Consider the following 24602-nt stretch of genomic DNA (forward strand, 5'->3'; position numbering starts at 1 on the left):
GCTTCTACTCACTATGGAAGAACCCCGCCCTTTACCCAGCGCCGCCGTTCCCCACGGGTGATGTAATATAACTGTGTATAAACACAGTTGTAAAATCCCCTGCACACCACCTCCTCAAATCCCCTGGCGCTCCCCGATTACGCCGAGTTGCACTGCCTGTCCAACTTCAGCTTCCTGCGCGGCGCCTCGCACCCGGAGGAACTGGCGGCTCAGGCGGTGACGCAGGGCTACGCGGCGCTGGCGCTGACCGACGAGTGTTCGCTGGCTGGCGTCGTGCGCGTGCATCAGGCGTTTCGTGCACTGGAAAACCCCGCCGATTCTGCGGTCGACCGTGAAAACGGGGCAAAAACGCCGCGCCTGTTGATCGGTAGCGAGATGACTACGGTCGACGGCATGAAACTGGTCTTTTTGGCGCAAAACCGGGAAGGTTACGGGAATCTTTCGGCCTTGATCACGCTGGCTCGGCGGCGGGCGGAGAAGGGCGCTTATACCTTGCAGCGCCACGATTTCAATGCAGTTTCGCCGAGCGGCGCGGTGCCGGATTGTCTGGTGTTGTGGGTGCCGGGCGCGGTGCTGTCGGTTGAGGATGGGCGCTGGCTGGCTGGGTGTTTTCCCGGGCGCTTGTGGATCGCCGTTGAGCTGCACGCCGGGCCGGACGATGCGGCGCGGCTGGCGGAATTGCGGGCGCTCGGCGCCGCTTGCGGGTTGCCGCTGGTGGCGGCGGGCGACGTGCATATGCATGTGCGGGCGCGGCGGCCGGTGCAGGATGTGTTGACCGTGCTGCGCCTGAAAACTTCGGTGTTCGAGGCGGGGCATGCGCTGTTTCCGAATGGCGAGCGGCATTTGCGTTCGCGCTTGCGGCTTTCCCGGCTGTACCCGCCCGAGTTGCTGGCCGAAACCTTGCGCGTCGCGGCGTTGTGCACGTTTTCGCTCGACGAGTTGCGCTACGAGTACCCGGAGGAAATCGCGCCGGCCGGGCATACGCCGACGTCGTGGTTGCGTCACGAGACCGAGGCTGGGTTGCAGCGCCGTTATCCGCAGGGCGAGCCGGCGGCGGTGCGCGAGCGCATCGAGCATGAGTTGCGCCTGATCGCCGAGCTGCAATACGAAGCGTATTTCCTGACGGTCTACGACATCGTCTGTTTCGCCCGCAGCGTCGGCATCCTGTGCCAGGGACGCGGGTCGGCAGCGAATTCGACGGTGTGTTTCGCGCTCGGCGTCACCGAGGTCGATCCGGCGCGTTCGGCGATGCTGTTCGAGCGCTTCGTCTCGAAGGAACGTGGCGAGCCGCCGGACATCGACGTCGATTTCGAGCACGAGCGACGCGCCGAGGTTATCGCCTATATCTATGGAAAATATGGCCGCGAACGCACGGCGCTGGCCGCCGCCGTGATCACCTACCGGACCAAGGGCGCGCTGCGCGATGCGGGCAGGGCGCTCGGTTTCGATATTGCCCGTATCGACGCGTTGACCGCGTCACTGGCCTGGTGGGACAAGCGCGAGCAGATGCCGGAACGCTTTGCCGAGCAGGGGTTGGACCCGGCGTCGCCGCGCGTCGCCAAGTGGCTGTGGCTGGCCGAGCAACTGCGCGGCTTTCCCCGCCACCTGACCCAGCACGTCGGCGGCTTCGTCATGTCGCGCGGGCCGCTGGCCCGGTTGGTGCCGGTCGAGAACACGGCGATGGCTGAGCGCACGGTGATCCAGTGGGACAAGGACGACCTCGACGCGGTCGGCCTGATGAAGGTCGATGTGCTGGCGCTCGGCATGCTGTCGGCGCTGCGCCGGATGCTGGCAATTGTTTCGGATTCATGTGGTCGACCGCTGGATTTGAGCAAAATCCCCGAAGGCGATGCGGCAACTTACGACATGTTGTGCCGGGCCGACAGCATGGGCGTTTTCCAGGTCGAATCGCGGGCGCAGATGAGCATGCTGCCGCGTTTGCGGCCGCGCCAGTATTACGATCTGGTGGTTGAAGTGGCGCTGGTGCGGCCGGGGCCGATCCAGGGCGATATGGTGCATCCTTATCTGAAGCGCCGGCAGGGCCGGGAGCGGATCGAGAAAATCTCGCCGGCGGTTGATGCCGTGCTGGCCCGGACGTATGGCGTGCCGATTTTTCAGGAACAGGTCATGCAACTGGCCATCGTCGCCGCCGACTTCACGCCCGGCGAGGCCGATGAATTGCGGCGGGCGATGGCGGCCTGGCGGCGCAAGGGGAATCTGCAGCGCTACCAGGACAAGCTGCGCGCCGGCATGGCGAAGAATGGTCTGCCGGCGGCCTTTGCCGAGCGCATCGTGGCGCAGATTCAGGGCTTCGGCGAGTACGGTTTTCCCGAATCGCACGCTGCCAGTTTTGCCTTGCTGGTTTATGCCTCGGCCTGGCTGAAGCGGCATTACCCGGCGGCTTTCCTGTGCGGCCTGCTGAACAGCCAGCCGATGGGTTTTTATTCGCCGTCAATGCTGATTCAGGATGCGCGCCGGCACGGTGTTGTCGTGCACCAGCCGGACGTGACGGCCAGCGATTGGGATAGCCGCGTCGATGCCGATGGCTCGGTGCGCCTCGGCTTGCGTGAAATCAAGGGGCTGCGGCGTGAAATTGGGCTGAATATTGCGACCATAAAAACAACGGCTGGCCCCAGGGTCGACCGTAAAAATGGGACATTTTCCAGTGTCGCCGACCTGGCGGCACGCTGTCGCCTGACGCGTCGTGACCTCAATTGTCTGGCCGCTGCCGATGCGCTCGCCAGCCTGGCCGGCGAACGTCGTCAAGCCGCCTGGCAGGCCGCTGGTGCGGCGATCCAGGGCGATCTGTTCGCCGGTACGCCGCCGGCCGAGAGCCAGCCGCTGCTGCCGGCGATGAGCGAAGGCGAAAACCTGATCGCCGATTATCGCCATCTCGGCCACACGCTGCGCCGGCATCCGCTGTTGCTGCTGCGCGACCGGCTGGCGGCGCGGCGCTTCCTCTGTGCCAGAGAACTCGAACGCTGCGGCGACCGGGCGCCGGTCCGCGTTGCCGGCATCGTCACCGGGCGTCAGCGGCCGGGCACGGCGACCGGGGTGGTTTTCGTCACGCTGGAAGATGAAACCGGCTGGATCAACGTCATCGTCCAGCCGGCGCTGGTCGACACGCAGCGGCGCGAACTGCTCGGCGCGTCCTTGCTGGGGGTCTATGGCCAGTTGCAGTGTGCCGATGGTGTCGTGCATCTGCTCGCCCAGCGGCTGGTCGATTTGTCCGCCTGGCTGGGCCGCCTGGAAACCAGCAGTCGGGATTTCCACTGAACCTGACGGACGGTGGCCCGTTATTCAAAAATACATCCTTGTTTCATTAAAATATTTTTTATTTTACATAATACAAATTATGCGAAATATGATTGGCGATAAAAAAGACACCGGTGTGTCACTGATCTCCTGATGGATTTCATTGAGGGCCTCACAAATATCTCTTTTCCCTTTCTTTGAGATACAAAAATGTCCTCCGCGAGGCCCAACGCAAGATATTTTTGCAGCACAGGAACACGATGTCACCATGGATGGTCTGGCAGCCTTGACCCCTAAAATTTTTGCTGCAAAAGCACCTGGCGAAAATAGAAGAATAAGCGCAGCAAGTAACGAGCGCGGCATGTTCAATGCCCCTTTATCATCATTTGGCAAAGCTCAGCCGAAGCTCTTTCAACGAATTTCAATGTGAACCGATTTCCCTGATTTTCCACCGGCAGCACGTAGAAGTTCTCCGATATCGGTATTTTTGAATTTCAGCGCGATATCCAGTGCTGTTTCACCAGAGTCCATCTGCTTGTTGATATCTGCTTTATGGCGCAGCAGCGTACGTACAAGCTCCATGTATCCGCCTCGGGATGCGGCCATCAACGCGGTAGTTCCGTTCTCACTGGCGGCATTCAGATCAGCCCCTTTGCTGATCAGGTAAGCTGAAATATCGCCATGACCATTGAATGCGGCGTAAACCAGCGGTGGCCAACCGGGAACATCCAGTGCTGCGCCAGCCGAGACCAGCAACTCTACGACTCGCAGATGCCCACGCAACGCAGCCAAACCGAGTGCGGTATCGCCAGCGGCATTTCGAGCATTGAGTTTGGCCCGGTTGTTGGCCAGAAACTCAGTCAATTCGGCATGACCATCGCGAGCAGCCAGCATGAGCAGGGTGTTGCCGTCGATATCCGTGGTGTCCAGCGATGCCCCCTTGGCGGCCAAGGTACGGATTTCACGGGTATCGCCCATTTTTGCACCAGTGATCAAGTCATCATAGGTGCCGGCAATGGACTGAAAAGGGAAAGCCAGAGCGAATACGGCGGTCAACAGGGATTTTTTCATGATTCTCGGTTTTTCAGCTTGCTGGCTTTGAACAGCCGGATGAAATTTTCGGTACTCGCTTGAGCTACGGCAGAGAACGGAATCTCTCTCAGGAGCGCAATTTCTTCCGCAACGTAGCGCACGTACGAAGGTTCATTCGGTTTTCCCCTGAATGGCGTGGGTGCTAGATACGGTGCATCGGTTTCAACAAGAAGCCGGTCCAAGGGGCATTTTTTGGCAACATCCTTGACGATTGCGGCATTTTTGAAAGTCACAATGCCGGAAAACGACAGATAAAAACCAAGGTCGAGCGCTTGGCAGGCAATTTCCCAGTTTTCGGTAAAGCAATGCATCACACCGCCCACCTGCTCGGCCCCCTCTTCCCGCAAAACTTGCAGGGTGTCTGCTGCAGATTCCCGTGTATGGACGATTAGCGGCTTGCCACACTGACGAGCGGCACGGATATGCGTGCGAAAGCGCTGCCGTTGCCATTCCGGCTTATCCTTGTGCCAGTAATAATCGAGTCCGGTTTCGCCAATGCCAAGTACCTTGGGGTGATTCGCCAGACTGAGCAAGCGTGCTTCGTCCGGTTCTTCGACGTCCGTGTATTCCGGATGAACGCCCACGGTGGCATAGAGATTGTCTGCCTGTTCGGCGATGGCGAGCACCTGTGGAAAGTCTTCCAGATTGACGCCAATGCACAAGGCTGCGCCCACGTCGCGGGCCTGCATCGCCGCCAGCACATCAGGCAAGCGCTCGGCAAGCGCCGGAAAATCAAGATGGCAATGTGAGTCGACCAGCATGCTGTCGATCAGAGCGTGTGTGTCGGACGGGCGGATTGCAGGACGCCACCGAGCAGACCTTCGATCTTGCGCCGGGCTTCCTGGCCGCTTTCGTCATTATTGAAATGCACACCAATACCTTGTGCCCGTCCGTTCTGGGCGCCCGCAGGGGTAATCCAGATAACCGATGCGGCAATTGGCAACTTGGTGGGGTCGTCCATCAGGGATAGCAGCATGAACACTTCGTCGCCCAGCGAATAGCTGCGCGTTGTCGGTATGAAAATACCGCCGTGGCGCAAATGGGGCATAAAGGCTGCGTACAAGGCAGATTTCGAATTGATGTTCAGCGACAGGACACTGGGGCGCTGGGGGGCGGTTTTAGCTTCGCTCATCCTCAATCAACGACTAAACAGGGCTCGATAATCGAGAAAAACACCTTCCAGAAAGAGTCGCCCATTGAGCGGTTGTTCAGCTTCCTGGCGGCGCTGGTTCATGGTTCGATAGAGTTGAATCACTCGAACGGCTGAAATCATATCAGCCAGCGTCTGCATTTTGTTCTGTTGGGACAGAAAATATCTTATTGGCAAATTGTTCTGTAGCAGCGTCAAGTCGACCAACCATTTTTGCAGCACCTCAATCACCTGTTTGAGTTGCAAGCGCCCTTTGCTGTCCTTGACGATTTTTTCGAGTTCGCCGGCCACCCCAATTGGATCGATGTTCTTTCCGCTGGCCAAGCGGTTGGCCATCAAATCAAGCCAGCTACCCTGCCCGGATGTTGCCATTTCCGCCGCAAATCGTGGCGATCCGCCGCTCAAGGCCAGCCAGCGTTCAGCATCGTCAATGCCGGCTGCACGCAAAACCTGGATTGCAGCAGCTTGTGCGGGCACATCAATGGGCACAGCCTGGCAACGGCTGCGTATCGTTGGTAGTAATCGGGATGGTTCACTTGAAACCAACAAAAACAATATACTTGCGGGCGGTTCTTCAAGTATTTTAAGAATTGAATTTGCCGCATTTCGGTTCATGGCTTCGGCCGGATTGACCAGCACAATACTCAAGCCGCCCCGATGGCTGCCGACGCCAAGGAACTCATCGAGACTACGCACCTGGTCGATGGTGATCTGCTGGCTGGGCTTCTTCTTGCCCTCCTCGGCCTCTGCTTCTTCTCCCAGAGCATCCGGTTGCAGCAAGCGAAAATCCGGATGATTGCCCTGGCTGAACCAGTTGCAGGCCATGCACTGGCCGCAGGCATGGCCGTCGGCTGCGGCATTTTCACAGAGTAGTGAAGCCGCAAACTCGCGAGCCAAGGCATATTTACCCAAGCCTTTCTGGCCAATCAGCAGCAAGGCATGAGGCAACTGCTGACGCCTGGCCTGCAGGTTTTCCCAGTTTGTTTTATGCAATTCTAAAATGTTCATTAACAGATACTTGCAATAACAACTTCAAGTTGTTTGCGAATATTTTCCAAGGTATTGTCGGCGTCGATGATACGCATGCGCGACGGATGTGCATTGACGCGTTCAAGGTATGCCTGGCGTACCCGCTCATGAAAATCGGCACGTTCCTGTTCGAATTTGTCCAGTACTCGGTTGGCCAGCACGATGCGCTCACGCGCCACCTCGAGTGGCAGGTCAAACAGCAGGGTGAGATCGGGTTGCAGGTGTTCATGTACCCAGTGTTCCAAAGCCAGGAACTTGTTCTTGTCCAGCCCTCGCCCGCCACCCTGATACGCCCATGTCGCATCGCTGAAACGATCACAGATCACCCACTCGCCACGGGCCAGCGCCGGCTCGATCAGACGGGCCAGGTGTTCGCGGCGCCCGGCAAACATCAACAGGGTTTCTGTTTCGAGATGCATGGGTTCGTTGAGCAGCAATTCGCGCAATCTTTCGCCCAGTTCGGTACCGCCAGGCTCTCGGGTAACTTGCACGCTCAATCCCTTGCTGCGCAGCAATTCGGCCAGCCATTCGACGTGACTGCTCTTGCCGGCACCGTCGATGCCTTCGAAGGTAATGAACTTTCCCCTCATTTTCCGCCCCTTTGGTATCTGTTGACCGCACGATTATGGTCATCGAGCGTTCGTGAAAACTGACTTGTACCGTCGCCGCGCGCCACAAAATAGAGTGCGTCGCTGACGGCCGGTGCAAATGCGGTGCGCAATGCTGCCAGGCCCGGCATGGCAATTGGTGTTGGCGGCAAGCCCGTCCGCGTATAGGTATTGTACGGGGTGTCGGTCTGCAGATGGATCTTGCGCAGATTGCCATCGAAGCTTTCGCCCAGGCCATAAATCACCGTCGGGTCGGTTTGCAGGCGCATGCCGATGCGCAACCGGTTGATGAAGACTGCGGCGACATGCGTTCGATCTTCTTCCCGGCCGGTTTCCTTCTCGATGATCGACGCCATGACCAGCGCTTCGTCCGGCGAGCGGTAGGGCAAGCCGGGGGAACGCAGTTGCCAGGCTTCGTCGAGTCGGCGCTGCATGGCGTTGACGGCGCGGACCATCAACTCAAGGTCGCTGGATTCCTTGTCGAACAGGTAAGTATCGGGAAACAGTCGGCCTTCCAGACTATTCATGGATAAATTGAGACGACGGATGATTTCCGCCTCACTCAGCCCCCTGCTATCGTGTTTTAGTTCCGGATGCGCATCCAGGCGTGCCCGGAACTGGCGGAATGTCCAGCCCTCAACCAGCGTGATGCTGGCTTGGCTGACTTGCCCGGTGGCCAGTTTTTCCAACAGGCTGAGCGGGGTTTCACCGGCATTGGTGGCATAGGTGCCAGCCTTGATCGCACCGCTGTTACCTTGCCAACGGGCGAGCAATATGAATAACTCGGCCTGCACCGGAATCCCGGCTGCGTTGATCTGGCGAACTGCGGCGCGCAGGCTACTGCCTGGCGGCACGCGGAATTCAACATCCGTTCCCGGCAAAACGATGGCTTGCTGCGACCACCAGAAAAATCCGCCAACCAACAGGGCAACGGTAATCAGCAACAGGGAGAAAAGACGAAATATGAAACGCATGGGAACTCGTGGGCGACGGATGTATCTTGTCCGTCGAAAATCAGCGTTGAAGCAAGCGCGAAAATGTGTCGCAAATTGTGTGGCAAAACGGGCGATATAATAGCCCAAACCTCAAGGAGCCTTCATGAACCCCCATTGGCGCAGCTTTCTCGAATCGACCGAAGCAAGCTTTTCCGGCGATGCTTCAGACATCCTCAATTTTGGCGATGCACAAGGTGAATTGCTGGCAGCCAGCCAGCAAACCGTCCTCGTTCCGCTGGCCCATCTGGCGCTGATCGAAGCCACCGGCGAAGATGCCAAGACCTTCCTGCACAGCCAGTTCACCAATGACATCAATCATCTGGCCCAGGGCCAGGCGGAACATGCCGGCTGGTGCACCGCCAAGGGCCGCATGCAGGCGAGTTTCGTTGCCTGGCACGAGGGCGATGCCTACCGTTTGATGCTGGCTGCAGATTTGCTGGAAGCCACGCAAAAACGCCTGCAGATGTTCGTTTTGCGGGCAAAAGTGAAGTTGACCGCGCAAAACGATCAGATTTTGCTCGGTATCGCCGGCCCGCAAGCTGTCGAAGCGCTGGCCGACGCCGGTTTGACGGCACCGGGCGAGGTCATGCATTGCTCGACTGGCGATGGCGTGACGGTTATTCACCTCGACACGCAACGCTATGTGCTGGCCGCTGCCGAGAGCGCAGCCCCCGGCCTGTGGCAAAAACTCTCCGTCAAGGCGCGTCCGGCCGGTGTGCCGGTATGGCGCTGGCTTGATGTGCAGGCCGGTTTTCCGCTGGTTACGCTGGCGACCAAGGAAGAATTCGTCCCGCAGATGGCCGATTTCGAAAAAATCGGTGGCGTCAGTTTCCACAAGGGCTGCTATCCGGGTCAGGAAATCGTCGCCCGGACGCAATACCTGGGCAAGGTCAAACGCCATCTCTATCGCCTGACTGGCGATGCTGCCTTGCAGGCTGGCGACGAACTTTATTCGCCGGACAACCTGGAACAGGCCAGCGGCAAGGTCATGAGCGCGGCGCCCTCACCCACCGGCGGTTACGTGGCACTGGCAGTCGTGCAGTCCAACTTTGCCGAAAACCTGCGTCTGGCATCTCGTGAAGGGCCGGTGGTTACGGCGGCTGCGGTGAACCCGGCCTAAACGCGCCGCATAAGCACAGCCGAACAGCAAAATGTGCCTGATCGTCGTCGGCTGGCGGGTGCATCCGGATTACCCGCTGGTCGTTGCCGCCAACCGCGACGAATTCCATGCCCGGCCAACGGCGTCGGCCGCCTATTGGCCCGCCGCCGATGCGTTAACGCATTGCCCTGAGCCGCCAGCGCATGGCACTGACCAGGCCGCCATTTTCGGTGGCCGCGATCTGGAAGCCGGCGGCACCTGGCTGGGGGCCACGACGGATGGCCGCTTTGCGGCGGTGACCAACGTCCGCGAACCCGGTGCCATGAAGGGAAAACACTCGCGTGGTGCGTTGACCGCAGGATTTTTGCGGTCAACGCTGTCCGCCAGCGATTTTGCCGATGGCCTCATGGCCGACGACTATTCCGGTTTCAACCTGTTACTGGCCGACCGGGATTCGCTGGTCTATGCCTCCAATCGCGATACGCAGAGACAAGTGTTGGCGCCCGGTATTTACGGGCTGTCCAACCATCGTCTGGATAGCCCCTGGCCCAAGCTGCTCAAGGCGCGCGAGCGCTTTGCCGCAGCGCTGGCGCACTTGCCGGACGAGCAGGCTTTTTTCGACTTGCTGGCCGATCGCGAAATCGTACCCGATGAACGTTTGCCGGATACCGGTGTGCCGTTGCACTGGGAGCGTTTGTTGTCAGCGGTGTTCGTGCAATCGCCGGATTACGGCACGCGTGCCTCGACACTGTTGCTACGCGATCACGCCGGCCGGATCACCCTGCAGGAAAACAGCTTCGATGCCGAAGCCCGTGTCGTTCAATCCTCGCGGATGTCCACGGCCGCATAACAGGGCACGAGGTCGAACAATTCGATGATGTCGGCGTTCTTCATGCGCACGCAGCCATGCGAACCCGGTTTGCCCATTTCCGCCGTATCCGGCGAACCGTGGATATAGACGTAACGGCGCATCGTATCGACACAGCCCAGACGGTTATGCCCGGGCACGCAACCGGACAGCCACAGGATGCGCGTCAGGATCCAGTCGCGGCCGGGAAATTGTTCAGCCAAGGCCGGTGTCCAGATTTCGCCAGTCGGGCGGCGGCGGACAAACACCGTATTGGCTGGCTGTTCGGCACCGATTTTGGCCCGAATGATGTGCGGGCCGCGCGGTGTCTGGTAACTGCCGGAGATTTCGCCGACCCCGGCTTTTGCGGTCGACACCGGATACTGGCGCAAAACGCTGCCGGCTGGGTCAATGAGCTGCAACGTCTGGGCAGCAACCGAGACAATCAACTGCATTGGGTTTTCCGGCGCCGGCCGGCAAAGAAAGCCGACAGCATGCTGCTGCATTCATCGGCGAGGATACCGCCTTCGACCGTCGCATGATGATTCAGGCGCTCGACGCCGAACAAATCGACGACGCTGCCGTGCACGCCGGTTTTCGGATCGCGCGCACCGTAGATCACGCGGCTGATTCGGGCATGCATGATGGCGCCGGCACACATCGCGCAAGGCTCCAGCGTGACGAACAGCTCGCAACCCGGCAGCCGGTAGTTGCCCAGAGCACGGGCGGCATCGCGCAAGGCGGCGATTTCAGCATGCGCCGTCGGGTCGTGTTCGCCGATCGGCGAATTGAATCCGCGGCCGACAATTTCGCCATCGCGCACGACGATAGCGCCAACCGGCACTTCACCCAGACATTCGGCCGCACGGGCCAGTGAAATGGCTTCGCGCATGAAATATTCGTCGCTCAGGCCGGGCGGCAGGATGTCTACAGGTTTTTCCGAAGTCATTATTCGATCAGGGCAAGCTGGGCGGGGACGATAGTATACCGCAGCGTTTTGCTCTCCTTGGCCGATACCTCGGCCCCCGAGGTGCCCCGATCATTTTATGGTGTAAAAAAATCATGCTCGAACATGTTCTGATGTTTACCCTCGGGCTCGTTGCCCTGACCATCGGTGCCGAGTTGATGGTTCGTGGTGCGGCGCGTCTCGCCCTGACCTTTGGCATTTCCCCTCTGGTGGTCGGCCTGACCATCGTTGCCTTCGGCACCAGCGCGCCGGAAATGGCGGTTTCGGCTGGCGCAGCGCTCAGCGGCTCAGGCGATCTGGCGGTCGGCAATGTGGTCGGCAGCAACATTGCGAATGTCCTGCTGATTCTTGGTTTGTCGGCGCTGATTGTGCCGCTGGCGGTCAATGAACAGATCATTCGCCAGGAAATCCCGATCATGATCGGGGCCAGCCTGCTGTTTCTCGTGCTGGCACTGGATGGCAACATCAGTCGTGGCGAAGGCGTCCTGCTGTTTGCACTGGTGATCGTCTACACCGTTTTTCTCGTTACCCAGTCGCGCCGTGCCAGCAAGGCGGTCGAGGCCGAGTTCGCCGATGAAATGCCAGATACCGGCAGCCGCTGGGATGCCCACTGGAGCGTTCAGGGGCTGCTGGTGCTTGGCGGGCTTGCCTTGCTGATACTTGGTGCCGACTGGCTGGTCGATTCTGCTGTCGCCGTCGCCCGCGCTTTTGGCGTCAGCGATCTGGTCATCGGCCTGACGGTGGTTGCCGTCGGTACCTCGATGCCGGAAATTGCCACCTCGCTGGTCGCCGCCTTCCGCGGTCAACGCGATATCGCCGTGGGCAACGTGGTCGGCAGCAATATTTTCAACATCTTTGCCTGCATGGGCTTTGCCGGACTGATTGCCGACGGCGGCATCATGGTTTCCGAGACGGCACGCAATTTCGATCTGTGGGTCATGCTGGCTGTGGCTTTCGCCTGTCTGCCGATTGTCATTACGGGTCGGGAAATTGCCCGCTGGGAAGGTAGCGTCTTCCTCGCCTACTACGCCGCATACACGCTCTATCTGGTCCTGGCGGCAAGCCAGCATGAAAGCCTGCCGGCCTTCTCCACGGCGATGCTGGGTTATGTCCTGCCCTTGACGGTGATTACGCTGATCGTCAGTTTCGTGCGCGGAAACGCTAAGACGCCACCGACAACTCCATGATCCTGGCGGGGCTGCCAGTCAGCCCCGCCCCGAGAAAATCCATCAACACCCGCACCCGGTGCGGGACATGGCGGTTGCCTGGCAACATCGCGTAGATGCCGAGTTCCGGAACGGGAAAATCGCCAAGAATGATCTCAACCCGACCGGCCGCAAGCGCTTCGCTGATGATGAAATCAGGTTGCAGGGTAATTCCCATGCCCTGTATTGCGGCTTCGACCAACACATCACCATTGTTCGCATGCGTCCGGCTGCGCACTGGAAAAGCACGCAATTGCCCGTCGGCCATGAACTGCCACTGCTGCGGGGTATTACCCGCTGTATAGCCGAGGCATTCGTGATGGAGCAATTCTGCCGGATGCTGCGGACGACCGTGACGCGCCAGATATTCCGGTGCGGCAACGACGTGCAGGCGGCTGCTGCCGATGCGCCGTGCCACGTCGCCACCGGCCAGCTTGCGCGTGATGCGCACCGACAAATCAATCCCTTCGTCGATCAATTTCACCTGGCGGTCACTGAAATCCATGTCGAGAGCGACTTCCGGATAGCGCCTGGCGAACTCGAGCAACAAAGGGGCCAGACGTTTCAGACCGAAACTCAGTGGCACGCTGAGGCGAATATTGCCCCGTGGCGTAAGACGCTCTTCGGCGACATCGGTTTCTGCCGCTTCGACCAGATTCAGGATGACCCGGCATTTCTCCAGGTAGGCCGTGCCGGCCGAGGTCAGCGTCAGGCTGCGCGTGCTGCGAGCCATCAATTTGACCCCGAGATGGGCTTCCAGTCCGGCGATCTGCCGCGTTACCACGGAACGGTCGATACCGATTTGCTGCGCAGCGGCGGCAAAGCTGCCCAGTTCGGCCACCCGGACAAACAGGTGCATGGCTTCAAGTCGATCCATTGTTGCAATTCCAGCAATAATGATTTGCGTATTGTCGGCTATTTCGACCACGAGAAGATGATTAAAGTGAGCCCATCGCAGCAGAACTTGCCAACAGACCGGCTTATCGAGACTGACCAAAATGACCTCCAGCTTAACGCCACTATTTGTTCCGCACGGCGCACCGACATTTGCCTTGCAGCCCGGTGCAGCCGGTGCGGCATTACGCCGGATCGCCGCATCCTTGCCCACCCCGCGAGCCATCGTCGTGCTCAGCCCGCACTGGGATACCGCCATCCCGACAGTGGGCAGCGCCGATCGACTCGAAACCATTCACGATTTTTACGGCTTTCCGGCTGAACTTTATGCCTTGCGTTATCCAGCCAGCGGTTGCCGTGAGGCGGCGGCCGAAGTTATCGCAGCGCTGGAAGCCGCCCACCTGCCCGTGGCCGAAGACAGGGTGCGCGGTCTGGATCATGGCGCCTGGGTGCCCTTGCGCATGATGTTTCCGGACGCTGACGTACCGGTCATCCCCGTATCGATTCAGCCGCACGGTGGCGTCGCGCAGGCTTTCCGGCTGGGTCAGGCATTGGCCCCGCTGGTCGAGCGCGGCTTTCTGATCGTCGCCTCCGGCAATGTCACGCACAACCTGCGCGATTTTCAACGGGCCCAGGCCAATGCCGGCCAGACGCCGGCTTACGTCCGCACATTCTCCGACTGGCTGGCGGCGCGACTGGCCGAGCACGATATCACGGCGTTGCTCGACTACCGCCAGCTGGCACCGGGCGCCGTACAAGCCCATCCGAGCGATGAACATTTGCTGCCGCTTTTTGTCGCATTGGGTGCGGCAGGCGATTTTGCCAAGGCGGAACGTTTCCATGTCGGCATCGACCACTACGTCATCGCCATGGATGCCTATTCATTTTTGCCCCAATAAGGAGGTCGACCGTGAAATCCGCTCGAAATACGACTTACACCACAACCGCCAAATCCTTGCATTGGTTGATGGCAGTTTTGCTGATCGGCCTGCTTGCCCTCGGCTTCTACATGCAGGGGCTGCGACTGTCGCCAGAAAAACTGCAGCTTTACGCCTGGCACAAATGGGCCGGCGTCACCGCCTTCCTGCTGCTTCTATTTCGTCTAGCCTGGCGTGTCACGCACATCCCGCCTGCCCTGCCGGCCAGCATGCCGAAGCTGATGCAGTTTGCTGCCCACGCCGGACATCTGGCGCTGTACGGCTTGATGCTAGCCATCCCGCTATCCGGCTGGCTGATGAGTTCGGCCAAGGGCTTCCAGACGGTGTGGTTCGGCGTCTTGCCGATTCCCGACTTGCTGGACAAGAACAAGGAACTCGGCGACTTGCTGCAGACCGTGCATATGAGCCTCAACCTGTTATTCGTTGTCACCATCGCCGGTCACGTCGGCGCCGCCCTGAAGCATCACCTGATCGACAAGGACGACATCCTGACCCGCATGTTGCCCGCCCATACCAAGGAGCACTGAAATGAAACGCATCGCCCTCGCCACCAGCTTTTCCCTGCTCGCCCTGAGCGCCAGCCTTGCCGTCCATGCAGTCGAATACAAACAAGTCCAGACGGCCAAAAGCAGCATCCATTTCACCTATAAACAGATGGGGGTTGCGGTCGACGGAAAATTCAAGCGCTTTTCCAGCCAGCTCAGTTTCGACCCAACCAGGCCAACAGCCGCCAAGGCGAGCTTCGACGTCGAACTGGCCAGCGTCGACACCGGCGCACCGGAAGGCGATGAAGAAGTCGCCGGCAAGCCGTGGTTCAACACCAAGGCATTCCCGACCGCACGTTTCGTTTCCAGCAGCGTCAAAGCGCTGGGCGGCAACCGTTACGAAGTGGCCGGACAGTTGAGCATCAAAGGCAAAACACAGGAAGTGCTTGTTCCCGCCACCTTCACGGCGCAAGGCAACAGCGCCGTATTCGACGGCAGCTTCACCATCCGTCGCGCCGATTTTTCAATTGGCGAAGGCAGTTGGGCCAAGTTCGACATCGTCGCCAACGACGTCCTGATCAAGTTCCGCATTACCGCAGCAAGCCAGTAAATCCCGAATCCATATACCCCAAACCGGAGAATCACCATGCAAAAACTCAACAAACTCGCAACCGCCCTCGTTCTTGCCGCAGCAGTTTCCGCACCGGCGCTGGCCGCACCGGAAACCTACGTCCTGGATAGCACGCACACCTTTCCGCGTTTCTCGTACAGCCATTTCGGTTTCTCCACCCAACTCAGCCGCTTCGACAAAACCAGCGGTACCGTAACTTTCGACAAGGCCACCAAGACTGCTGCGGTCGACATCGTGATCGACACGAAATCCGTCAATACCGGCTACACCACCTTCAATGAACATATTCAGGGCGAGGACTTTCTCGATACCGCCAAGTATCCGACTGCCACCTTCAAATCGACCAAGGTGGTTTTCCAGGGTGACAATCCGGTCAGCATCGACGGCAACCTGACGCTCAAGGGCGTGACCAAGCCTGTCACCCTGACGGTTACTTCGTTCAAGGCCATGCCACATCCGATGCTGAAGAAGGCGGCTATCGGGGCAAACGCCTGGACGGTGATCAAGCGTTCCGAATTCAACGCCGGCAAGTACGCCCCCAATGTCGGCGACGAGGTACGCATCGACATCGCCATCGAAGCGATCAAGGAATAAGCTGCGTACAAAACTGCTACCAGCAGTTGCAAACCGTTACTTGAATTGCGCCGGATACGCCCGTATCTTGGACACATGCGCTGACCGACATCAGCCTGACGGCCAGGTCCCCTCCCCCTGAAGTGGCCGTCCCGAAAGCCTCGCTCCCTCCCCCGGTGCGAGGCTTTCACCATTTCAGCCACGGCAAAATGCATCTTGTGTCTTATCCGGCAGGATAACGGGCCGGACGGTTTGGTACCATCAAAAAACTGCAGTCACCCAGGGAACGTCAGGCGTGTTTGATTTCAATTGGCTTCGTAAATATTTTTCCAGGAAAAACCTGCCCACAGATGTTTTCCTGGCGAGAAAGTTGATTTCAGCGATAGATCGGGGCGGTATTCCACTCAATCCCGCCAAGGTCAATGCCATCGCTCGCGATCTGGGTCTGGAGGTTTCAACGCGTGCCCCGGTAGAAGAAACCATCGCGCGAATTCGGGCATATTTGCAGCGGATGTAAGGTCTCAATGCGCCAAACCCTTTTTGCGCCCGCGCATAGCGAGCTGCTGATCAAGAAAAGCCGTTTCATCGGCTGCGTGCAACCGATGACGGATCGCTCTGACGCCCAGCAAGTCGTTGCAGAATTGCGTGCCCAGCATGCCGGTGCAGCACACATTTGCTGGGCTCTGCTGGCGGGTGGGCAGTCAGCGGCAGTCGATGACGGCGTGCCGAGTGGAACCGCTGGCCGACCGATGTTTGAAGTGCTACGCCAACAAAGTCTCGAAGGCGTGCTGGCCACCGTGGTTCGCTACTATGGTGGCGTCAAGCTGGGAGCCGGTGGTTTGGTCCGTGCCTACACCGATAGCGTCGCACAGGCGTTACTGACGGCGCAAAAGATCGCTATCGTCAAACAATGCCCGCTGCGCTGCCTTGTTCCCTACGATATGGAGGGACGTGTGCGACGTGAGCTTGAAATCGCCGGGGCAAAACTGGATCACGTTTTGCACGATGCATTGGTCGATTTTGTTTTTTCTTTGCCTGATGAAGCAGCCCCTGCGCTGATGGCTCGTCTGAACGATGCGGGATCAGGCCGCATTGCTTGGGTGAAGGACTGAAGCATCGGCAAGTTTATGGGTAAGCCAGACCAGAAAAAACCCCTCCGGCACAATGCCAGGAAGGGCTTCGGAAATCGGTTCGGCTTGATTCTGCGCCTAGAGGAGCAGACGGATCATTCCCACTCGATCGTCGCCGGCGGCTTGCCGCTGACGTCGTACACCACCCGGTTCAACCCACGGACTTCGTTGATGATGCGGTTCGACACCCGGCCAAGCAGTTCGTACGGCAGGTGCGCCCAGTGCGCGGTCATGAAGTCACTGGTGACGACGGCACGCAGCGCGACGACGTTTTCGTAGGTGCGGCCGTCGCCCATGACGCCGACGCTCTTGACCGGCAGGAAGACGGCGAAGGCCTGGCTGGTCAGGTCATACCAGGTCTTGCCGATATCGGCCTCGGTGCATGCACCGGCGGCGACATCGCGCTCGGTTGCTACGGTCGACCGCAATTCATCGATGAAAATGGCGTCGGCGCGTTGCAGCAGGTGTGCCGCCTTCAGCGTCACTTCGCCAAGGATGCGCACGCCCAGGCCCGGTCCGGGGAACGGATGGCGATAGACCATCTCGCGCGGCAGGCCCAGGGCAACGCCGAGTTCGCGGACTTCGTCCTTGAACAGTTCGCGCAGCGGTTCGAGCAGCTTGAGGTGCATGTCTTCCGGCAGACCGCCGACGTTGTGGTGGCTCTTGATGGTATGAGCGCCCTTCTTGCCCTTGCCGGCCGACTCGATCACGTCCGGGTAGATCGTGCCCTGGGCCAGCCATTTGGCCGACACCAGCTTCTTCGATTCGGCCTGGAAGACCTCGACGAATTCCTTGCCGATGATCTTGCGCTTCTGTTCCGGGTCGGAAACCCCGGCCAGCTTGCCCATGAAGTCGTCGACAGCATCGACGCGGATGACCTTGACGCCGAGATTGCGCGCGAACATGTCCATGACCATGTCGCCTTCATTCAGGCGCAGCAGGCCGTGATCGACGAAGACGCAGGTCAGCTGGTCGCCGATGGCGCGATGGATCAGTGCCGCCGCAACGCTCGAATCGACACCGCCGGACAGGCCGAGGATGACGTCATCGCTGCCCACCTGGGCGCGGATCGAGGCCACCGCTTCGGCGATGTAGTCGCCCATGATCCAGTCAGTGCCACAGCCGCAGATGCCGTGCACGAAGCGTTCGAGGATGGCCCGACCCTGCAGCGTATGGGTGACTTCAGGGTGGAACTGGACCGCGTAGAACTTGCGCGCCTCGTCAGCCATCGCCGCGATCGGGCAGGACGGCGTCGACGCCATGGTCTTGAAACCGGGCGGCAGTTCCATCACCGAATCACCGTGACTCATCCACACCTTGAGCATGCCGTGACCTTCGGCCGTGGTGAAATCGGCGATGTCCTTCAACAGCGCCGTATGGCCGTGCGCCCGAACTTCCGAATAACCGAATTCGCGTGCCTTGCCGGCCGCTTCGGCGGTCATTACCTGGCCGCCGAGCTGCTGCGCCATCGTCTGCATGCCGTAGCAGATGCCCAGCACCGGGACGCCCAGTTCAAAGACGACCTTCGGTGCGCGCGGCGTGTCGCCTTCGGTCACCGAGTTCGGACCGCCGGACAGGATGATGCCCTGCGCGCCATAGCTGCGGATGAACTCGTCGGAAACGTCGTACGGATGGATTTCGCAGAATACCTTGGCTTCACGTACGCGACGGGCGATCAGTTGGGTGACCTGGGAACCGAAATCGAGGATGAGGATTTTCTGATGGGACATTTTCAAAACCTTGAATGAAAAAGGCGGCTGAATTAGCCGCCCTTCTGGACACAGGAACGATCAGTCGAGGTGATAGTTCGGCGCTTCCTTGGTGATCTGCACGTCGTGGACGTGGGATTCGCGGATGCCGGCCGAGGTAATTTCGACGAAACATGCATTTGCATGCATGTCGGCGATGCTCGGCGTACCGAGGTAACCCATCGACGAACGCAGGCCACCCATTAACTGATGAATCACGGCGAGCACCGAGCCCTTGTACGGCACACGGCCTTCGATGCCTTCAGGGACAAACTTGTCGACATTGGCGGTGGCTTCCTGGAAGTAGCGGTCAGAAGAACCGGCCTGCATTGCCCCCAGCGAACCCATGCCGCGGTAAGACTTGTAGGAACGGCCCTGGAACAGTTCGACCTCGCCAGGCGCTTCCTCCGTGCCGGCGAACAGGCCGCCCAGCATGACCGTATCAGCCCCGGCAGCAATCGCCTTGGCGATGTCGCCGGAGTAGCGGATACCGCCATCGGCAATCATCGGCACGCCGGTGCCCTTGAGCGCTTCGGAAACATTCTGGATGGCGGTGATCTGTGGCACCCCAACACCGGCAACGATGCGCGTGGTGCAGATCGAGCCAGGACCGATACCGACCTTGACACCGTCGGCCCCCATGTCGAGCAGGGCACGCGCCGCATCGGCCGTAGCGATGTTGCCACCAATGACTTCAATCTGCGGGTAGTTGCGCTTGACCCACTTGACACGATCAAGCACGCCCTGCGAGTGACCGTGTGCCGTGTCGACGACAACCACATCCACACCGGCTTCGGCCAGCAGCTCAACGCGCTCTTCGGTGCCAGCACCGACACCGACCGCCGCACCGGCACGCAAACGCCCGGTGGCATCCTTGTTGGCCAGCGGATGTTCGGTAGACTTCAGAATATCCTTGACGGTGATCAGGCCGCGCAGATGGAATTCAGCATCAACGACCAGCACACGCTCCAGTCGATGAAGGCGGATCAGTTCCTTGGCATCCTCGACGCTGGCTTCTTCGTTGACCGTCACCAGTCGCTTGCGCGGCGTCATGATCGATTTGACTGGCTGGTCGAGATTGGTCTCGAAACGCAGGTCGCGATTGGTCACGATACCGACCACCTTGCCCGACTTGTCGATCACCGGCAGACCGGAAATGCGGTGCTGGCGGGTGATCTCGATGACATCGCGAACGGTCATGTTCGGCGTTACCGTGAACGGATCGCGCAGGATGCCGGACTCGAAACGTTTGACCTTGGCCACTTCGGCGGCCTGGGCACGAGCGGAGAGATTCTTGTGGATGATGCCGATACCCCCCTCTTGCGCCAGCGCGATGGCCAGACGACCTTCCGTCACGGTATCCATGGCGGCAGACAGCAGGGGCAGGTTCAGGGTAATGTTTCTGGTCAGTCGCGTGGCGAGGCTGACGTCGCGGGGAAGAACTTCCGAATGCGCGGGGACGAGCAGTACGTCGTCGAATGTCAGGGCTTTTTGCAAAAGTCGCATTGCCTTTGATCCAAAGTCACAAAATCGTATTATACAGAAATCCTTCGCAAAGCCCGATGACCATGAACAAAGCCCTGATTTTTGCTATTGCAGCCGTGTTGACCGCAACCGTCATGCCGGCCCATGCCCAAACCTATCGCTGGAAGGATGCCAGCGGAAAAATCGTGATTTCCGACAAACCGCCACCGGCAAGCATGAAAGACGCGCGCTCGATTGGGGTGCGCCAACCCAGTGTGGTCGTTGGAAAATCGGACGAAACGACAACGGACAAGGCTGCCGATGCGCCCAAAGCGGCGGATGCACCAAAAACAATGGCTGAAAAAGAAGCCGATTTCAAAAAGCGGCAACAGGAGGCGCGGGACAAGGCCAGCAAGGAAGCTCAAGATGCCTCGTTCGCCAAAGAGCGCAAAGATGCTTGTGAACAGGCCAAGCGCAATCTGAACGCCATTGAATCCAACCAGCCTATTGCCCAGTTCAACGACAAGGGAGAGCGCCAGCTGCTGGACGACAACCAACGGCAACAGGAACGGGAACGCATGCTCCGCATCATGCAGGAAGCCTGCAAATAGGAATCCCCGGATTCAGCCTTCGACGGCGTCGGTATCACCGGCGCCTTTTTTCATGACCTTGCCCTCGGCCGCACGCTGTTTGCGGACCTCCTTCGGATCGGCAATCAGCGGCCGATAAATCTCGACGCGGTCGAAGTCTCGCAGCACGGCATCCGGTTTCGACAACTTGTTCCAGATGCCGAACTTGTTTTTCTTGAGATCGATTTCCGGGTATTTCGTCAGCAAACCTGACGTTTCCAGTGCCTGCTGAAGGGAACTGCCTGCAGGCAACTGGATCCGGATTTGTTCCTGCTTGTCCGGCAAGGGGTAACAGACTTCAACGGCAATCAAATCATCCGCCATGGCTGGCTCCATAAACCTGTGCGGCCCGGCGCACAAAGGCATCGACGAAGGTGTTGGCAATATGGCTGAACACCGGACCGATCACCTTCTCAAACAACTTGCTGGAAAACTCGTAATGCAGGCGAAATTCGATCTTGCAGGCATTTTCTGCCAGCGGGCGAAAGTGCCATGAACCTTCGAGACGACGAAAAGGCCCATCGACCAGGCGAATGTTCATCAGCGTCGGAAACTGTTTGTCGTTTTCCGTCGTGAAGCTGGATTTCACCGCGTGATAATTGATATGCAGCGTGGCGACAGTTTTAGCCGCATCACGAAACTTCAGTTCGGTACGGTTACACCAAGGCAGGAAAGCCGGGTAATCCTCGCAGCGATCCACCAATTCAAACATCTGCGTCGCAGAATGCTCAATCAAGACTGTTTTTTCGACCAGAGCCATGCCGCGGCAGCATTCCTGTAATCCTGTAGAATTGCCAATTTTAATGGATCAAGCGGCAGCATGAGCATTACGGTCAACAAAAAAGCCTTTCATGACTACTTCGTTGAAGAGAAGTTCGAGGCCGGCATTGTCCTTGAAGGTTGGGAGGTCAAGGCGATTCGTGCTGCCCGGATGAACATCAAGGAATCCTACGTCATCATCCGCAGTGGCGAACTGTTCCTGATCGGCATGCACATTTCCCCCCTGCCGATGGCCTCGACCCATAACCACCATGACCCGGTGCGCACCCGCAAACTGTTGTTGAACGCCCGGGAAATCAGCAAGCTGATCGGCAAGGTCGAACGGGCTGGTTACGCGCTCGTGCCAATTGACCTGCACTTCGTACGCGGCCGGATCAAGCTGGAAATTGGCCTCGCCAAGGGGAAGAAACAGCATGACAAGCGCGCCGACCAGCAGGAAAAAGAAGGCAAACGCGAAGCCCAGCGGGCGATGAAGGACCGGTTGCGCTGAATTGAGCATGGACGCCCTGCTCTACTGGGTCGGCATGGCTGCCGTTGCCGTCAGTGCGCTGACCGGTGTTCTCGATTCCGGGCGCAAGCAAATGGATCTGATTGGCGCCTTGCTGGTAGCCGTAGCAACGGCCTTGGGCGGCGGTACGGTGCGCGATCTTTTGCTCGATCGCAACGTTTTCTGGGTGGTCGACCAAACCTACTTGATGGCTGCGCTAGGCACCGGACTGCTGACATTTTTTGTCGTGCGCAGCATTGATCTTCCCCCAAAACTCTTCCTGATCCCGGATGCAGTGGGGCTAGCGCTATTTACCGTCATCGGTACCCAGGTTGCCTTGCAATGGCACACCCCCTGGCTGGCTGCCAGTCTGATGGGGGTTATTACCGGTGTTTTCGGCGGTGTATTGCGTGACATCCTGTGCAATGACGTGCCCAGTGTTTTTCTGAAGGGAGAACTGTATGCCACCGCTGCCTGGCTCGGCGCGCTATCGCTGATCGGTTTGCAGGAACTCGGCACCAGCCCGGTAAATGCAGCCTGGGCGGCGATGGGCATCATTCTCGTGCTGCGCTTGCTGGCCCTGCGTTTTGGCTTGACCCTGCCCACCCTGGGGCAAACCCGTTAAACCAATGATTGGCTGGCCGCACGCAATACCCGGCGGGCAAACAGCAAATCCTCCCAAGCCTTTGCCTTGTCCGGCAGATTACGCAGCAGATACGCCGGGTGGTAGGTCACCACAACCGGGATGCCGGCATATTCGAGACGTTGGCCACGCAAGCTGCCCAGCGCCTTGTCTTCCTTGAGCACGGCATGTACGGCGGCACGCCCCAGCAGAACGATGATTTTCGGTTTGAGCAGCGCAATCTGGCGCTCGAGCCACGGGCGGCAAGCGGCCATTTCCGCAGCCTCCGGGGTACGGTTACCGGGGGGGCGACACTTCACTGCGTTGGCGATGTAAACCTTGTTGCCACGCGCCATATCGAGCGAATCAAGCATGGCATCGAGCAGCTTGCCCGCCTGGCCGACAAACGGTTCGCCGCGCACATCTTCTTCCGCACCCGGCCCTTCACCAATGAACAACCAGTCCGGATTCAGGTCGCCGACACCCGGCACCGCCTGTTTGCGTTGCTCGCAAAGCTGGCAGGCTCTGCACTCAAGAATGGCGCGTTGCAATGCCGGCCAATCAAGCGAGTTGACCGCAGAAATATCCGCTGCGATAGACGACGTAGAGACCGGCGACGTTGAGACCGCAGACAGGTCGAGCCCAGCCGGCTGATGCGCTGCTTCTGCCGGCAAAAGCTTGGCGGGCAGTGGTTCCGATGCCGCCGGGACGTGCCCAGGTGCCTCATGTGCTGTTTCCAGCGGCTCATCACGCAGTACCCAGAGAGGCGTAATGCCCATTTCAACCAGCATTTGCTCGCGGCTCAGACTCATCCGAGTTCCTTCTCGAAGACCAGCGCGTCTTCACGCCCGACAACCGCCGGATAATAAGCTTTGCGCAGACCGATCTGACGAAAGCCGAAATGCTGATACAGCTCGACCGCCCGTGCGTTACCCGGCCTTACCTCAAGAAACATCCGGCAGGCACCGGCCAGGTGCGCGCATTCCATTGCATTACGCAGCAAGCGGGCGCCGTAGCCCTTGCCTTGATATCGCTCAGCCACGCCGATGTTGAGCAGATGCGCTTCATCCAGGACGCGCATCACAACCGAAAAACCGATGAGTTCCCCACCGATACGGACAACCCATACGCTGTAACCCGACAGGAGGGAGTCAGCGAAATTACCGCGCGACCAGGGGAAAGTCTGCAACCCTGCCTCAAGGACAGCGACAGCGTCGAGGTCGCGTTCCCCCATCGGGAAAAACTCCACCGCCAACGGCAGTTGCACGCCTGGGGTACTCATGCCTTGCCACCTTCGCTCAGACGTTCAGCTACCGTCTTGGCCACCTTGTCACGAATGTAAAGCGGGACCGCCTGGGCCGGGTCCATGCCTTCTCCGCGAGCCAGGCGCGGTGCGGCAAGCCGGGCTACCCAACTGGCATCAGGCAAAATATCCGGCAATACGACCAGCCCGGCCAGCGCAGCCCGCTCGGCAAGCACCGGATAAGCCTTGAGTGCATTGCCGCAGGCCAGCCAGTCAGCGGTTTTTGCCGAAAAATCGATGTCGACCGGCGTACCGACGCGAATTTCGCCCTGCACCACCCAGCCGACCTCGCTTGCCACATAGGCGGCCGAATAAACTTCACCCATGCGCGCATCGAGCAATGCCAGAACCTGCTTGCCGCCACTGGCCGCAGCCATGGCCTCCAGGCTGGTAATCGGGATCAAAGGCAAATCGGCGCTAACGGCCAAGCCTTGTGCTGCACCGCAAGCCACACGCAAACCGGTAAATGCACCAGGCCCGACACCAAAGGCAATGGCATCGAGTTGGCTGATCGTCAGCGCCCCCTCAGCGAGCAATTCACGCACCAGCGGCAACAAGGTTTCCGAATGCGACCGGCCAGCAGGACAAGAGCGTTCGATCAATTCGCCGTCGCGCCACAAGGCGCAGGAACCGGCTTCCGTGGAGGTTTCAAGGGCGAGAATCTGCATGGC

General features: G+C 59.3%; 30 protein-coding genes. 14 read left to right on the forward strand and 16 right to left on the reverse strand.

Features of this window, described 5'->3' with window-relative positions; translation table 11 throughout:
- Nucleotides 1-123 precede the first annotated feature (123 nt).
- Nucleotides 124-3276, forward strand: a complete 3153-nt coding sequence (locus RCI20_RS05210) for an error-prone DNA polymerase (RefSeq protein ID WP_306603555.1) — start codon at nucleotides 124-126, stop codon at nucleotides 3274-3276.
- Nucleotides 3277-3523: 247 nt separating this feature from the next.
- Nucleotides 3524-3685 carry a hypothetical protein gene (locus RCI20_RS05215; RefSeq protein ID WP_306603504.1) on the forward strand — a complete coding sequence of 54 codons (162 nt, stop codon included), beginning with the start codon at nucleotides 3524-3526 and terminating at the stop codon, nucleotides 3683-3685.
- Here RCI20_RS05215 and RCI20_RS05220 read toward each other — a convergent pair.
- Genes RCI20_RS05220 through mltG form a run of 6 tightly spaced genes read right to left on the reverse strand, consistent with a single transcriptional unit; the run spans nucleotide 3667 to nucleotide 8108 of the window.
- Nucleotides 3667-4326: an ankyrin repeat domain-containing protein gene (locus RCI20_RS05220; protein WP_306603505.1), complete on the reverse strand. Its 660-nt coding sequence runs from the start codon at nucleotides 4324-4326 to the stop codon at nucleotides 3667-3669. The genes RCI20_RS05215 and RCI20_RS05220 overlap by 19 nt on opposite strands.
- Complete coding sequence (locus RCI20_RS05225; protein WP_306603506.1) at nucleotides 4323-5108, reverse strand: TatD family hydrolase; 786 nt, start codon at nucleotides 5106-5108, stop codon at nucleotides 4323-4325. The genes RCI20_RS05220 and RCI20_RS05225 overlap by 4 nt, the downstream gene beginning before the upstream one ends.
- 8 nt (nucleotides 5109-5116) lie before the next feature.
- On the reverse strand, nucleotides 5117-5479 hold the full coding sequence (locus RCI20_RS05230; protein WP_306603507.1) for a PilZ domain-containing protein: 363 nt from the start codon (nucleotides 5477-5479) through the stop codon (nucleotides 5117-5119).
- Nucleotides 5480-5485: 6 nt separating this feature from the next.
- Nucleotides 5486-6505: a DNA polymerase III subunit delta' gene (gene holB / locus RCI20_RS05235; protein ID WP_306603508.1), complete on the reverse strand. Its 1020-nt coding sequence runs from the start codon at nucleotides 6503-6505 to the stop codon at nucleotides 5486-5488.
- Nucleotides 6505-7116, reverse strand: coding sequence for a dTMP kinase (tmk, locus tag RCI20_RS05240; RefSeq protein WP_306603509.1), 612 nt, complete (start codon nucleotides 7114-7116; stop codon nucleotides 6505-6507). The genes holB and tmk overlap by 1 nt, the downstream gene beginning before the upstream one ends.
- Entirely contained in the window at nucleotides 7113-8108 is a 996-nt protein-coding gene (gene mltG, locus RCI20_RS05245) for an endolytic transglycosylase MltG (RefSeq protein ID WP_306603510.1), read from the reverse strand. Before mltG ends, tmk begins: the two co-directional genes overlap by 4 nt.
- Before the next feature lie 124 nt (nucleotides 8109-8232).
- Here mltG and RCI20_RS05250 point away from each other — a divergent pair, with 124 nt between their 5' ends.
- The gene (locus RCI20_RS05250) at nucleotides 8233-9249 is read left to right on the forward strand and encodes a folate-binding protein YgfZ (RefSeq protein WP_306603511.1); all 1017 of its coding nucleotides are present in this window, start codon (nucleotides 8233-8235) and stop codon (nucleotides 9247-9249) included.
- 31 nt (nucleotides 9250-9280) lie between these two features.
- Nucleotides 9281-10078: an NRDE family protein gene (locus tag RCI20_RS05255; RefSeq protein ID WP_306603512.1), complete on the forward strand. Its 798-nt coding sequence runs from the start codon at nucleotides 9281-9283 to the stop codon at nucleotides 10076-10078.
- On the opposite strand, the gene RCI20_RS05260 is transcribed toward RCI20_RS05255, so the two are convergent.
- Together RCI20_RS05260 and tadA are read right to left on the reverse strand one after the other, a co-directional pair.
- Nucleotides 10048-10530: a L,D-transpeptidase gene (locus RCI20_RS05260; RefSeq protein WP_306603513.1), complete on the reverse strand. Its 483-nt coding sequence runs from the start codon at nucleotides 10528-10530 to the stop codon at nucleotides 10048-10050. The genes RCI20_RS05255 and RCI20_RS05260 overlap by 31 nt on opposite strands.
- On the reverse strand, nucleotides 10521-11024 hold the full coding sequence (gene tadA / locus RCI20_RS05265) for a tRNA adenosine(34) deaminase TadA (protein WP_306603514.1): 504 nt from the start codon (nucleotides 11022-11024) through the stop codon (nucleotides 10521-10523). Before tadA ends, RCI20_RS05260 begins: the two co-directional genes overlap by 10 nt.
- A gap of 113 nt (nucleotides 11025-11137) precedes the next feature.
- Here tadA and RCI20_RS05270 point away from each other — a divergent pair, with 113 nt between their 5' ends.
- Nucleotides 11138-12229: a calcium/sodium antiporter gene (locus RCI20_RS05270; RefSeq protein ID WP_306603515.1), complete on the forward strand. Its 1092-nt coding sequence runs from the start codon at nucleotides 11138-11140 to the stop codon at nucleotides 12227-12229.
- Here the strand turns inward: RCI20_RS05270 and RCI20_RS05275 are convergent.
- On the reverse strand, nucleotides 12204-13124 hold the full coding sequence (locus RCI20_RS05275; RefSeq protein WP_306603516.1) for a LysR family transcriptional regulator: 921 nt from the start codon (nucleotides 13122-13124) through the stop codon (nucleotides 12204-12206). The genes RCI20_RS05270 and RCI20_RS05275 overlap by 26 nt on opposite strands.
- Before the next feature lie 121 nt (nucleotides 13125-13245).
- Here RCI20_RS05275 and RCI20_RS05280 point away from each other — a divergent pair, with 121 nt between their 5' ends.
- The 6 genes from RCI20_RS05280 (at nucleotide 13246) to RCI20_RS05305 (ending at nucleotide 16880) form a co-directional block, all read left to right on the forward strand.
- The gene (locus RCI20_RS05280; RefSeq protein WP_306603517.1) at nucleotides 13246-14040 is read left to right on the forward strand and encodes a class III extradiol ring-cleavage dioxygenase; all 795 of its coding nucleotides are present in this window, start codon (nucleotides 13246-13248) and stop codon (nucleotides 14038-14040) included.
- Between the two features lie 11 nt (nucleotides 14041-14051).
- Nucleotides 14052-14606: a cytochrome b gene (locus RCI20_RS05285; RefSeq protein ID WP_306603518.1), complete on the forward strand. Its 555-nt coding sequence runs from the start codon at nucleotides 14052-14054 to the stop codon at nucleotides 14604-14606.
- 1 nt (nucleotide 14607) lies between these two features.
- The gene (locus RCI20_RS05290; RefSeq protein WP_306603519.1) at nucleotides 14608-15174 is read left to right on the forward strand and encodes a YceI family protein; all 567 of its coding nucleotides are present in this window, start codon (nucleotides 14608-14610) and stop codon (nucleotides 15172-15174) included.
- A 36-nt stretch (nucleotides 15175-15210) separates the two neighbouring features.
- The gene (locus RCI20_RS05295; RefSeq protein WP_306603520.1) at nucleotides 15211-15789 is read left to right on the forward strand and encodes a YceI family protein; all 579 of its coding nucleotides are present in this window, start codon (nucleotides 15211-15213) and stop codon (nucleotides 15787-15789) included.
- A gap of 274 nt (nucleotides 15790-16063) precedes the next feature.
- Nucleotides 16064-16285: a hypothetical protein gene (locus RCI20_RS05300; protein ID WP_306603521.1), complete on the forward strand. Its 222-nt coding sequence runs from the start codon at nucleotides 16064-16066 to the stop codon at nucleotides 16283-16285.
- A 7-nt stretch (nucleotides 16286-16292) separates the two neighbouring features.
- On the forward strand, nucleotides 16293-16880 hold the full coding sequence (locus tag RCI20_RS05305) for a YigZ family protein (RefSeq protein WP_306603522.1): 588 nt from the start codon (nucleotides 16293-16295) through the stop codon (nucleotides 16878-16880).
- A gap of 113 nt (nucleotides 16881-16993) precedes the next feature.
- Here the strand turns inward: RCI20_RS05305 and guaA are convergent, their stop codons facing one another.
- Nucleotides 16994-18628: a glutamine-hydrolyzing GMP synthase gene (gene guaA / locus RCI20_RS05310; RefSeq protein ID WP_306603523.1), complete on the reverse strand. Its 1635-nt coding sequence runs from the start codon at nucleotides 18626-18628 to the stop codon at nucleotides 16994-16996.
- 60 nt (nucleotides 18629-18688) lie between these two features.
- On the reverse strand, nucleotides 18689-20152 hold the full coding sequence (gene guaB, locus RCI20_RS05315; protein ID WP_306603524.1) for an IMP dehydrogenase: 1464 nt from the start codon (nucleotides 20150-20152) through the stop codon (nucleotides 18689-18691).
- A gap of 56 nt (nucleotides 20153-20208) precedes the next feature.
- Between guaB and RCI20_RS05320 the strand changes: the two genes are divergently transcribed.
- Nucleotides 20209-20721 carry a DUF4124 domain-containing protein gene (locus RCI20_RS05320; protein ID WP_306603525.1) on the forward strand — a complete coding sequence of 171 codons (513 nt, stop codon included), beginning with the start codon at nucleotides 20209-20211 and terminating at the stop codon, nucleotides 20719-20721.
- Between the two features lie 12 nt (nucleotides 20722-20733).
- On the opposite strand, the gene RCI20_RS05325 is transcribed toward RCI20_RS05320, so the two are convergent.
- Nucleotides 20734-21063 (reverse strand): RnfH family protein, encoded by a 330-nt coding sequence (locus RCI20_RS05325; RefSeq protein WP_306603526.1) that lies wholly within the window; start codon nucleotides 21061-21063, stop codon nucleotides 20734-20736.
- Nucleotides 21053-21499 (reverse strand): type II toxin-antitoxin system RatA family toxin, encoded by a 447-nt coding sequence (locus RCI20_RS05330; RefSeq protein ID WP_306603527.1) that lies wholly within the window; start codon nucleotides 21497-21499, stop codon nucleotides 21053-21055. Before RCI20_RS05330 ends, RCI20_RS05325 begins: the two co-directional genes overlap by 11 nt.
- Nucleotides 21500-21559: 60 nt before the next feature.
- On the opposite strand from RCI20_RS05330, the gene smpB reads away from it, so the two are divergent.
- Both smpB and RCI20_RS05340 read left to right on the forward strand, forming a co-directional pair.
- The gene (smpB, locus tag RCI20_RS05335; RefSeq protein WP_306603528.1) at nucleotides 21560-22009 is read left to right on the forward strand and encodes an SsrA-binding protein SmpB; all 450 of its coding nucleotides are present in this window, start codon (nucleotides 21560-21562) and stop codon (nucleotides 22007-22009) included.
- Between the two features lie 7 nt (nucleotides 22010-22016).
- Nucleotides 22017-22631, forward strand: a complete 615-nt coding sequence (locus RCI20_RS05340) for a trimeric intracellular cation channel family protein (protein WP_306603529.1) — start codon at nucleotides 22017-22019, stop codon at nucleotides 22629-22631.
- Here the strand turns inward: RCI20_RS05340 and RCI20_RS05345 are convergent.
- From RCI20_RS05345 to tsaB, 3 genes are read right to left on the reverse strand one after another with little or no spacing between them, the layout of a single operon-like run.
- Nucleotides 22628-23440: a uracil-DNA glycosylase family protein gene (locus RCI20_RS05345; protein WP_306603530.1), complete on the reverse strand. Its 813-nt coding sequence runs from the start codon at nucleotides 23438-23440 to the stop codon at nucleotides 22628-22630. The genes RCI20_RS05340 and RCI20_RS05345 overlap by 4 nt on opposite strands.
- Nucleotides 23437-23910, reverse strand: a complete 474-nt coding sequence (gene rimI, locus RCI20_RS05350) for a ribosomal protein S18-alanine N-acetyltransferase (protein WP_306603531.1) — start codon at nucleotides 23908-23910, stop codon at nucleotides 23437-23439. Before rimI ends, RCI20_RS05345 begins: the two co-directional genes overlap by 4 nt.
- A complete protein-coding gene (gene tsaB, locus RCI20_RS05355; RefSeq protein ID WP_306603532.1) occupies nucleotides 23907-24599 on the reverse strand; it encodes a tRNA (adenosine(37)-N6)-threonylcarbamoyltransferase complex dimerization subunit type 1 TsaB in 693 nt (230 codons plus the stop codon). The genes rimI and tsaB overlap by 4 nt, the downstream gene beginning before the upstream one ends.
- Between the last annotated feature and the right edge of the window lie 3 nt (nucleotides 24600-24602).

Source organism: Azonexus sp. (assembly GCF_030824335.1).
In the GTDB taxonomy this organism is placed as follows: Bacteria; Pseudomonadota; Gammaproteobacteria; order Burkholderiales; family Rhodocyclaceae; genus Azonexus.

Excerpts from the sequence above, each read along its gene's own strand:
- RCI20_RS05215 (WP_306603504.1), top strand. The coding sequence starts at position 3,524 with ATGGATGGTCTGGCAGCCTTGACCCCTAAAATTTTTGCTGCAAAAGCA.
- RCI20_RS05220 (WP_306603505.1), bottom strand. The coding sequence starts at position 4,326 with ATGAAAAAATCCCTGTTGACCGCCGTATTCGCTCTGGCTTTCCCTTTT.
- RCI20_RS05225 (WP_306603506.1), bottom strand. The coding sequence starts at position 5,108 with ATGCTGGTCGACTCACATTGCCATCTTGATTTTCCGGCGCTTGCCGAG.
- RCI20_RS05230 (WP_306603507.1), bottom strand. The coding sequence starts at position 5,479 with ATGAGCGAAGCTAAAACCGCCCCCCAGCGCCCCAGTGTCCTGTCGCTG.
- holB (WP_306603508.1), bottom strand. The coding sequence starts at position 6,505 with ATGAACATTTTAGAATTGCATAAAACAAACTGGGAAAACCTGCAGGCC.
- tmk (WP_306603509.1), bottom strand. The coding sequence starts at position 7,116 with ATGAGGGGAAAGTTCATTACCTTCGAAGGCATCGACGGTGCCGGCAAG.
- mltG (WP_306603510.1), bottom strand. The coding sequence starts at position 8,108 with ATGCGTTTCATATTTCGTCTTTTCTCCCTGTTGCTGATTACCGTTGCC.
- RCI20_RS05250 (WP_306603511.1), top strand. The coding sequence starts at position 8,233 with ATGAACCCCCATTGGCGCAGCTTTCTCGAATCGACCGAAGCAAGCTTT.
- RCI20_RS05255 (WP_306603512.1), top strand. The coding sequence starts at position 9,281 with ATGTGCCTGATCGTCGTCGGCTGGCGGGTGCATCCGGATTACCCGCTG.
- RCI20_RS05260 (WP_306603513.1), bottom strand. The coding sequence starts at position 10,530 with ATGCAGTTGATTGTCTCGGTTGCTGCCCAGACGTTGCAGCTCATTGAC.
- tadA (WP_306603514.1), bottom strand. The coding sequence starts at position 11,024 with ATGACTTCGGAAAAACCTGTAGACATCCTGCCGCCCGGCCTGAGCGAC.
- RCI20_RS05270 (WP_306603515.1), top strand. The coding sequence starts at position 11,138 with ATGCTCGAACATGTTCTGATGTTTACCCTCGGGCTCGTTGCCCTGACC.
- RCI20_RS05275 (WP_306603516.1), bottom strand. The coding sequence starts at position 13,124 with ATGGATCGACTTGAAGCCATGCACCTGTTTGTCCGGGTGGCCGAACTG.
- RCI20_RS05280 (WP_306603517.1), top strand. The coding sequence starts at position 13,246 with ATGACCTCCAGCTTAACGCCACTATTTGTTCCGCACGGCGCACCGACA.
- RCI20_RS05290 (WP_306603519.1), top strand. The coding sequence starts at position 14,608 with ATGAAACGCATCGCCCTCGCCACCAGCTTTTCCCTGCTCGCCCTGAGC.
- RCI20_RS05295 (WP_306603520.1), top strand. The coding sequence starts at position 15,211 with ATGCAAAAACTCAACAAACTCGCAACCGCCCTCGTTCTTGCCGCAGCA.
- RCI20_RS05305 (WP_306603522.1), top strand. The coding sequence starts at position 16,293 with ATGCGCCAAACCCTTTTTGCGCCCGCGCATAGCGAGCTGCTGATCAAG.
- guaA (WP_306603523.1), bottom strand. The coding sequence starts at position 18,628 with ATGTCCCATCAGAAAATCCTCATCCTCGATTTCGGTTCCCAGGTCACC.
- guaB (WP_306603524.1), bottom strand. The coding sequence starts at position 20,152 with ATGCGACTTTTGCAAAAAGCCCTGACATTCGACGACGTACTGCTCGTC.
- RCI20_RS05320 (WP_306603525.1), top strand. The coding sequence starts at position 20,209 with ATGACCATGAACAAAGCCCTGATTTTTGCTATTGCAGCCGTGTTGACC.
- RCI20_RS05325 (WP_306603526.1), bottom strand. The coding sequence starts at position 21,063 with ATGGCGGATGATTTGATTGCCGTTGAAGTCTGTTACCCCTTGCCGGAC.
- RCI20_RS05330 (WP_306603527.1), bottom strand. The coding sequence starts at position 21,499 with ATGGCTCTGGTCGAAAAAACAGTCTTGATTGAGCATTCTGCGACGCAG.
- smpB (WP_306603528.1), top strand. The coding sequence starts at position 21,560 with ATGAGCATTACGGTCAACAAAAAAGCCTTTCATGACTACTTCGTTGAA.
- RCI20_RS05340 (WP_306603529.1), top strand. The coding sequence starts at position 22,017 with ATGGACGCCCTGCTCTACTGGGTCGGCATGGCTGCCGTTGCCGTCAGT.
- RCI20_RS05345 (WP_306603530.1), bottom strand. The coding sequence starts at position 23,440 with ATGAGTCTGAGCCGCGAGCAAATGCTGGTTGAAATGGGCATTACGCCT.
- rimI (WP_306603531.1), bottom strand. The coding sequence starts at position 23,910 with ATGAGTACCCCAGGCGTGCAACTGCCGTTGGCGGTGGAGTTTTTCCCG.
- tsaB (WP_306603532.1), bottom strand. The coding sequence starts at position 24,599 with ATGCAGATTCTCGCCCTTGAAACCTCCACGGAAGCCGGTTCCTGCGCC.